Here is a 6254-nt window from a genome sequence, read left to right on the forward strand (position 1 = left end):
GGCGGGCGGCGGTCCGCCCCGTACGAGCGCGCGCAGGGCCGTCTCCTGCTCGCCCGCGAGCCTGCCCAGCTCCGCCGCCTCGCCGCCGAGCGCGGTGCCGCGCCGCTGCACCATGGCGAGGACCTGGAGCACGCCGTCGTGGATGTCGCGGGCCAGGCGTTCGCGCTCGCGGGTCGCGGACTCGATCTCCAGGGCGCGGGCGAGGGTGCGCTCGGAGGCGCGGGCGACCTCGACGACGTACCCGATGGCGATCGCGGCGATGCAGACGAGGAGGACGGCGTGCAGGGTGCTCTGGCTGGGGGTGCCGCGCTGGACGACGTTCGCGATGCCGACGAGCACGGAGGCGACGGCGGCCGGGCGCCAGCCGCCCTTGAGCGCCCAGGCGAGGACCGCGCCGGCCGTCCATATCGAGGGCAGCGTCGGCACGCCGCTCGCGACGCGCGCGGCGCCGTCGGCGAGCGGGGTGAGGAGGACGCCGGTGAGGGCGAGGACGAGGTCGGCGACGAGGAAGGGCCGTGTGCAGCGGGCCTCTTCGCGGACGCGGGGCACGGTGAGGACCGTCCAGGGGAGGAGGACGGCGTAGAAGGCCCAGGCGACGGCGGGGCGGGCGAAGTGCTCGCGCTCGGCGAGGAAGAGGGCGAGGGCGTAGCAGGCGGTGAGGAGGCGGTAGGCGGTGAGGGCCTGCCACAGGGGGCGCTCGACGAGACGGTTCGCCGCCTTCGGCGGGGCGTTGTCGCTCGTGGCCATGTCCTCGTGTCCCCCGTGTCCGCCTGCCGGGCCGCCGGCCGGTCCCCGGGAGCAGCCTACGGGCGGCGTGCTCGCGGAGGGAGACGTGCCTGCCCGCCCCGGGGTTCCGCACCGGGGCGGGGGGTTCAGGCGGCCTTCGCCCTGCCCGCCTTCGCGGCCTCCGCCTTCGCCGCCTCAGCCAGTTGGCGCTTGGCCGCGGTGGCGTAGATGTCCACGTACTCCTGGCCGGAGAGCTTCATGATCTCGTACATGACCTCGTCGGTGAGGGCGCGGAGGATGAAGCGGTCGCCCTCCATGCCCTCGTAGCGGCTGAAGTCGAGGGGCTTGCCGATGCGGATGCCGGGCCGCATGAGCTTGGGGACGGCCTTGCCGGGGGGCTGGATCTTCTCGGTGTCGATCATGGCGACGGGGATGACGGGGGCGCCGCTGCCGAGGGCGACGCGGGCGAGGCCGCCGGGCTTGCCGCGGTAGAGGCGGCCGTCGGGGGAACGGGTGCCCTCGGGGTAGATGCCGAAGAGTTCGCCGCGCGCGAGGACGTCGATGCCGCTCTTGATCGCGGCCTCGCCCGCGCCGCGCCCGCCGGAGCGGTCCACGGGGAGCTGTCCGACGCCCTTGAAGAAGGCGGCCGTCAGCCTGCCCTTGACCCCGGGGGTGGTGAAGTACTCGGCCTTGGCGATGAAGGTCACCCGGCGCTCCAGGACGGCGGGGAGGAAGAAGGAGTCGGAGAAGGAGAGGTGGTTGCTCGCGAGGATGGCGGGGCCTTCCTCGGGGATGTTCTCCATGCCCTCGACCCACGGCCGGAACGCCACCTTGAGCGAGGCACCCAGGGAGTGCTTCATCGCGTTGTAGATCACCGCTCCGCCTTCCGTCCTCCGTCTTGGCCGACCATACCGGCCCGGGCCCTCGCACGGCCGTTCCCGGCCGCCCAGGCCCCTGGTCGGTGTCGGTCCGGTCGCGTACGGTGAAATACGCCGCGACACCGTACTGTGCCTGTTCCCCCGGGCATCGGGGTCATGTACGGCCCCGCGTGTCCGGGCCCCGCGCCCGCCGCTGTGCCCGTTCGTCCGCCGTCCGCCCTCCGCCGTCCTCCCGTTCGTCTCTTCCTCGCCGATCGCTCACCGAAGGAGCCCGTCGTGCCGGTCATCGCCGGAGCCGAGCCCTACCGCCACGAGGGCGGTGCCACCGGAGTCCTCTTGTGCCACGGCTTCACGGGGAGTCCGCAGTCGCTGCGGCCCTGGGCCGCGTACCTGGCGGCGCGCGGGCTGAGCGTGTCGCTGCCGTTGCTGCCCGGGCACGGCACCCGCTGGCAGGACCTCCAGGTCACCGGCTGGGAGGACTGGTACGCGGAGGTGGACCGCGCCTTCGCCGAGTTGCGCGAGCGGTGCGCGACGGTGTTCGTGGCGGGGCTCTCGATGGGCGGGGCGCTCGCGCTGCGGCTCGCGGAGCGGCGGGGCGACGCGGTCGCGGGCCTGGTCCTGGTGAATCCGGCGCTCAAGGTACACGGTCTCGCGGCGCACGCGCTGCCGGTGGCCCGGCACGTGCTGCCCTCGACGAAGGGGATCGTCAGCGACATCGCGAAGGAGGGTGTCGAGGAGACCGGCTATGCGCGGGTCCCGCTGCACGCCGCGCACTCGCTGCGGCGCTTCTTCCGGATCGTGGACCGCGACCTGTCGCGGGTCTCGCAGCCGCTGCTCCTGCTGCGCAGCGCCAGCGACCACGTCGTACCGGCCGCCGACTCGGCGCGGGTGCTCGCGCGGGTCTCCTCGGCGGACACCACCGAACTGGTCCTGGAACACAGTCACCATGTCGCGACGTTGGACAACGACGCGGACCGGATCTTCGCGGAGAGCGAGTCCTTCGTGGCCCGGATCGCCCCCGAGTACGCCCATGTCGGCCTTGTCGGCCAGGAAGGGACGGCCAGCGGTGGCTGAGAACGGCGCGGAGCGCGAGGAGAGCAGGGAGCCGGAGGAGAGCGGCGTGCCCCCGCTCGACGAGGAGGCCGCGTGGGCGGCGATCGTCGCGGGGTACGGCGAGGAGCCGGACGACCCGCCGGGCACGAAGCCCTTCAAGTCGGTCGAGGACCTGGCGGACCTGGAGACGCGCTCCCGGAACGCTCCGGCCCCCGCGGAGGACGAGGAACGGGACGAGCGGCCGCCGGAGAAGCCGGCGCTCGGCGGCTCGGTCGCCTTCGCGCCCGGCGTCCGGAGCACCCCGGCGCCCCCGGGCCCGCGCGACCACAGCCTCGCGGACGAGGACGAGGGCCACTTCGTCCCCCCGGACCCCGAACTCCCCGAGTCCGACGTGACCTCGAAGTTCGCGTGGCTCGCGGTGATCGGCGGTCCGGTCCTGACCCTCCTGGCCGTCCTCCTCGACTGGGACATGACCTGGTGGCTCGCGACGCTGTGCATCGGGGGCTTCGTCGGCGGCTTCGTGACGCTGGTCATCCGCATGGGAGCGGGGGACGAGGACGACGAGGACGACCCGGGGAGGGGGGCGGTGGTGTGAACCACCCGGGGTGGAGCCCCGAGCGGGCTCACCCCGCCGGAACCCTCAGCACCGCCAGCACCGGCAAGTGATCAGAGGCGACATCCGCCCCCACCACATCGGGAACCCCGCACCCCAGCACCTCGATCCCCTCCGTCACGAACACCGCGTCGATCCGCTGGTACGGATCAAGCGCCGTGGACGTGAACTCCCCGCCCCAGGCCCGCGCGGCAAAGGCGTCCCGCAGCTTTCCCGCCACATGCCGGAAGGCCCTCCCGCCCGGCCCCTCGTTGAGGTCGCCCCCCGCCACCACATGGGTCACCCCCATCCCGGCCACCCGCTCCGTCAGCATCCGCGCCTGCGCGAGCCGTTCGTCCTTCCGCAGGCTCAGGTGGCAGCTCACCACGCCGAGCCGCACGGCCCCGAGCCGCACGACGGCCGTCGAGAAGCCGCGCCGGTGCAGCCCCGGCGTCAGCGGAAGAAGCACGTCCTCGGTCCGCTCGACGGTCGCGCGCATCGCGCACAGCAGCGCGGGCCCCGCGGCGGTGGCGCCGCCCGCGAGGGTGACGAGCCCGGCCGAACGCGCCAGCCGCGACAGGGCCTTGCGCCAGCGGAAGAAGCGCGGGGCCTCCTGGATCAGGACGAGGTCGGGCGCGCAGGCGCGGATGACCCGGCCGAGCGCGGCGGTGTCGTCGCGCATCGAGCGGATGTTGTAGCTGAGGACCCGTACGACGGCCGAGCCGTCCTCCTCGGTACGGGAAGCGGGCAGGCCCTGGGGCGCGGCGGTGCTCATGGCGCCCAAGCCAAGCACACCCCCGCGGCTCAAGATCACGCACCCCGGACAGAGCGGTGCCGCCCCGCCGAAGGCGGAGCGGCACCACGTCGACCGGCGTGCGTACGGGGCGTGTTCAGCCCTGGCGGGCCAGGTCGGCCGCGCCGACGAGCCCGGCCTTGTTGCCGAGCTGGGCGGCGAGCACCTGCGCGTGCGGGCGCCAGGCGCCGCCGATGAGCCAGCGCCGGAAGGAGCGGCGGATCGGGTCGAGCACGAGGTCGCCCTCGTCCGAGACGCCGCCCCCGACGATGAAGGCGGAGGGGTCGAAGAGCGAGGCGAGGTCGGCGAGCCCGGCGCCCGCCCAGCGGGCCAGCTCGCGGAAGGAGTCGACGGCGACCGGGTCGCCTTGGCGGGCGGCCTGGCTGATGTGCTTGCCCTCGATGCCGTCCGCGGTGCCGTCGCCGAAGCCGAGGAGGATCTCGGCGTTCTCCGGGGTCGCGTTGGCGCGCTGCTTGGCGTAGCGGACGAGGGCGCGCCCGGAGGCGTACTGCTCCCAGCAGCCCTGGCTGCCGCAGCCGCACAGGAGGCCGTCGGGGACGACCCGGATGTGGCCGAACTCGGCGGCGACGCCGAAGCGCCCGCGCCGGAGCTTGTTGCCGATGATGATGCCGCCGCCGAGGCCGGTGCCGAGGGTGATGCAGATGACGTCCTCGTGCCCCTGGCCCGCGCCGAAGCGGTACTCGCCCCAGGCGGCGGCGTTCGCGTCGTTCTCGACGACGACGGGGAGGCCGACGCGCTTCTCGACCTTGTCCTTGAGCGGTTCGTGCCGCCAGTCGATGTTGGGTGCGAACAGGACGGTGGCCCGTTTGTCGTCCACGTACCCGGCGGCGCCGATGCCCACGGCCTCGATGTCGTGCCCCTTGCTGGCCCCGGCGACCGCGCTGGAGATCGCGTCGACGATGGCCTCGGCGGTGGGCGGCGTGGGCACGGTGAACGTGGAAAGGATCGCGCCCTCCTCGTCCACCACTCCAGCCGCGATCTTGGTACCGCCGATGTCGACGCCGATGGTGAGTCCCATGTGTCCCTCAGTTTTCGGTCGAGCCCCGCTGAGGCTCAACCTTACGCGAGGGCCTGTCAGTCGAGGTCGATGCGCTCCCCCCGGCCGCCCTCGCCCTCCTCGGGCCCGGGCTTGCGCAGGGGGTCGCCGGCGGGGCCCTGGGAGGGTTTCTCGCGCGTCCAGCGGGCCTCCTGCCCGGTGACGGCGGAGCGGTAGGCGGCGAGGAGTTCGGAGCCGGCCGCCGCGAGGTGGTCGAGAACGGCGGGGTTGCGGGCGAGGACGGGCTCGACGAGGGAGCGGGCCTGGCCGACGGCCTGGCGCACGGCCTCGCCCTGGAGCGGGCCCGCCGCGCGGGAGGTGAAGCCGGTCAGCTTCTCGGCGAGGGTGTCGGCGAGACGCAGCAGTTCCTCGGCGGCGGAGCCGGTCTCGGCCCGCCCCTCCCCGGCACGGCGCTCGCGCTCGGCGGCGAGGTCCTCGGCGCAGGCCTCGGACCAGGCGTCGCCCGCGGGGTCCTCGGGCGGCTGGGAGGAATGGGCTTCGCTCATGGCGGACTCCTGGGGCGCGGTGGTGCCTTCGACGGTACCGGACCGCACCGCGGAACGCGGCAGCCCCGGGGCGGCCCCTCTCAGCTCTCCGGCCACAGCCCCGGCGTCGGCCGGAACCGGACCCGCAGCACGCCGTCCCGCAGGGCCGCCCCCGTGACGTCGCAGCGGCGCAGGGCCGAGGGGAGGGGGCGGGTGCGGCGGAAGGGGCCCGCCGTGACGGCGAGTTCGTCCTCGAAGCGGTAGAGGTCGAGTTCCGCGCGCTCGGCTCCCGGCAGCGGGACATGCCACTCGACGAGGCCCGTCTCGGCGCGCAGGTCGTGCAGGGTCCACTCCGGGGCCCGCGCGGGCGCGCCGGGCAGCGGGGCGCCGAGGTCTTCGAGGCCGGCGGGGTCCGCGGGTTCGGCGCCGAGGTGCGGGATCTCGCGCACGTCCTCGTACGTCTTCAGGGCCGCGTGCTGGGCCGCGGCGCCGAAGGCCCCCTCGGGCAGGACGCGGTTGGCGAGCGGGCGGTCGAGCGCGATTCCGTGCAGGCTCGCGGCGATCCGCGTCAGGCGGAGCGCCTCCGTACCGGCGCGGCCCGGCACGAGGACGGGCAGCAGGCTCGTGCCGGGGCCGGTGAGGAGCGCTTCGCTCGCGGCGAGCGCGGCCT

Annotated in this window: 7 protein-coding genes and 1 pseudogene; 2 read left to right on the top strand and 6 right to left on the bottom strand. The window is 74.6% G+C overall.

Going from position 1 to position 6254, the window contains the following annotated elements; translation table 11 throughout:
* On the bottom strand, window positions 1-747 hold a 747-nt coding region (locus G3I42_RS07785), incomplete at its 3' end, for a DUF5931 domain-containing protein (RefSeq protein WP_239096324.1).
* Window positions 748-872: 125 nt separating this feature from the next.
* Complete coding sequence (locus tag G3I42_RS07790; protein ID WP_164283668.1) at window positions 873-1601, bottom strand: lysophospholipid acyltransferase family protein; 729 nt, start codon at window positions 1599-1601, stop codon at window positions 873-875.
* A gap of 279 nt (window positions 1602-1880) precedes the next feature.
* Between G3I42_RS07790 and G3I42_RS07795 the strand changes: the two genes are divergently transcribed.
* On the top strand, window positions 1881-2678 hold the full coding sequence (locus tag G3I42_RS07795; RefSeq protein ID WP_164283670.1) for an alpha/beta fold hydrolase: 798 nt from the start codon (window positions 1881-1883) through the stop codon (window positions 2676-2678).
* A complete protein-coding gene (locus G3I42_RS07800) occupies window positions 2671-3252 on the top strand; it encodes a hypothetical protein (protein ID WP_164283672.1) in 582 nt (193 codons plus the stop codon). The genes G3I42_RS07795 and G3I42_RS07800 overlap by 8 nt, the downstream gene beginning before the upstream one ends.
* Before the next feature lie 28 nt (window positions 3253-3280).
* On the opposite strand, the gene G3I42_RS07805 is transcribed toward G3I42_RS07800, so the two are convergent.
* The 4 genes and pseudogenes from G3I42_RS07805 to G3I42_RS07820 form a co-directional block, all read right to left on the bottom strand.
* Window positions 3281-4024: an endonuclease/exonuclease/phosphatase family protein gene (locus G3I42_RS07805; RefSeq protein WP_164283674.1), complete on the bottom strand. Its 744-nt coding sequence runs from the start codon at window positions 4022-4024 to the stop codon at window positions 3281-3283.
* Window positions 4025-4139: 115 nt separating this feature from the next.
* Window positions 4140-5081, bottom strand: a complete 942-nt coding sequence (locus G3I42_RS07810) for an ROK family glucokinase (RefSeq protein WP_164283676.1) — start codon at window positions 5079-5081, stop codon at window positions 4140-4142.
* Between the two features lie 56 nt (window positions 5082-5137).
* Window positions 5138-5605: a DUF5304 family protein gene (locus tag G3I42_RS07815; RefSeq protein WP_164283678.1), complete on the bottom strand. Its 468-nt coding sequence runs from the start codon at window positions 5603-5605 to the stop codon at window positions 5138-5140.
* Window positions 5606-5685: 80 nt separating this feature from the next.
* Window positions 5686-6254 (bottom strand): annotated as a pseudogene (locus G3I42_RS07820) (hypothetical protein); the annotation flags it as partial.

It is taken from the genome of Streptomyces sp. SID11385, from assembly GCF_010548245.1.
In the GTDB taxonomy this organism is placed as follows: domain Bacteria; phylum Actinomycetota; class Actinomycetes; order Streptomycetales; family Streptomycetaceae; genus Streptomyces.

Excerpts from the sequence above, each read along its gene's own strand:
- G3I42_RS07805 (WP_164283674.1), bottom strand. The coding sequence starts at position 4,024 with ATGAGCACCGCCGCGCCCCAGGGCCTGCCCGCTTCCCGTACCGAGGAG.
- G3I42_RS07810 (WP_164283676.1), bottom strand. The coding sequence starts at position 5,081 with ATGGGACTCACCATCGGCGTCGACATCGGCGGTACCAAGATCGCGGCT.
- G3I42_RS07815 (WP_164283678.1), bottom strand. The coding sequence starts at position 5,605 with ATGAGCGAAGCCCATTCCTCCCAGCCGCCCGAGGACCCCGCGGGCGAC.